Genomic DNA, 1,554 nt, shown 5'->3' with positions numbered 1-1,554 from the left:
GCGCGCCGCGCGTCTCGGCGCCCGCGCCGGCTGCGGCGTCGGCAGCCGCACCGGCCGCGCGCCGTGAGGAGCCGGCCACCGAGGAGTGGAGCGAATTTTGAGCATATGCAGGGAGTAGCTCTTGAGCATTACGATGAACGCTGAAGTGTCGGCCGCCGGCGGCTTTGGTCGCGATCTGGTGATGAACGACGCGGATTTCCACCGCATCTGTCAGCTCATCTACGATCGCGCCGGCATCGTGCTGGCTGACAACAAGCGCGAGATGGTCTACAGCCGTCTGGCCAAGCGCCTGCGCATGCACGGCATGAGTCATTTCGGCGAGTACCTCGACCGCCTCGCGCGCCAGCCCGGCGCGCGGGAGTGGGAGGCCTTCACCAATGCGCTGACCACCAACCTCACCGCATTCTTCCGCGAGGCGCACCACTTCCCGCTGCTGGCCGCGCATGTCGCCGGCCGGCGCGAGCCGGTGCGCGTCTGGTGCGCGGCGGCGTCGACCGGCGAGGAGCCGTACTCGATCGCCATGACCCTGATCGAGGCGCTCGGCCCGCAGCTGGCCAGCCAGTCGCGGGTCATCGCCACCGACATCGACACCGATGCCCTGAGCAAGGCGCGCACCGGCGTCTACCCGCTCAAGCAGGTGCTGGAGATGGGCGAGGAGCGCGCGCACCGCTTCTTCCTGCGCGGCAGCGGCGAGCGCGTCGGCCTGGCGCGCGTGCGTCAGGAGCTGATGAACATGGTCGAGTTCCGCCAGCTCAACCTGCACGACGCGAAGTGGAACATCAGCGGACCGTTCGATGCGATCTTCTGCCGCAACATCATGATCTACTTCGACAAGCAGAGTCAGGCCAAGATCCTCAAGCACTTCGTGCCCTACCTGAAGCCGGATGGCCTGCTGATCACCGGCCATTCGGAAAACTTCTCCTACATCAGCGACGACTTCGTGCTGCGCGGGCAGACGGTATACACCCTGCGCGACGCCGGCCGCGCTAAAGACTGAAGCGCGCTTGCCGATAACTTTTCATATGTCAGCGTGAAATCCGTGGCCCACCCTGCCGGCGGCAGGGTGGTGCCATCACCCGCTACACGCGAAGGAGAGCAGTTTGAGTGTCCCCAAGATCAAGGTTCTGTGTGTCGATGACTCGGCGCTGATTCGTGACCTGCTGCGCGAGATCATCAACGCGCAGCCGGACATGGAAGTGGTGGCGGTGGCCGCCGATCCGCTGGTGGCGCGCGACCTGATCAAGCTGCACAACCCCGACGTGCTGACCCTGGACGTGGAAATGCCGCGCATGGACGGCCTCGACTTCCTCGACCGTCTGATGCGCCTGCGGCCGATGCCGGTGCTGATGGTGTCGTCGCTGACCCAGGCCGGTTCCGAAGTGACCCTGCGCGCGCTGGAGCTGGGGGCGCTGGACTTCATCGCCAAGCCGCAGATGGGCATCCGCCACGGCATGCTCGACTACAGCGAGCTGATCGCCGACAAGATCCGCGCCGCCGCCCGTTCGCGGCCGCGCCAGTCGCCGCCGGCCAGCGCGCCGCGGCCGCCGGCGCTCA

At 66.8% G+C, this 1,554-nt stretch carries 2 protein-coding genes; both read left to right on the top strand.

Features of this window, described 5'->3' with window-relative positions:
• Nucleotides 1-133 precede the first annotated feature (133 nt).
• Complete coding sequence (locus E5198_RS21115; RefSeq protein ID WP_136491857.1) at nucleotides 134-997, top strand: CheR family methyltransferase; 864 nt, start codon at nucleotides 134-136, stop codon at nucleotides 995-997.
• 103 nt (nucleotides 998-1,100) lie between these two features.
• Nucleotides 1,101-1,554 (top strand): response regulator (locus E5198_RS21110; protein ID WP_136491856.1); only part of this gene is annotated, 454 nt, incomplete at its 3' end.

This window comes from Pseudomonas sp. A-1, from assembly GCF_004801855.1.
Classification (GTDB): Bacteria; Pseudomonadota; Gammaproteobacteria; order Pseudomonadales; family Pseudomonadaceae; genus Geopseudomonas.
The sequence above is the reverse complement of the archived record's forward strand: the minus strand, read 5'-3'. Positions and strand labels throughout refer to the sequence as shown.

Coding starts and splice junctions, on each gene's coding strand:
- E5198_RS21115 (WP_136491857.1), top strand. CDS start 134: ATGAACGCTGAAGTGTCGGCCGCCGGCGGCTTTGGTCGCGATCTGGTG.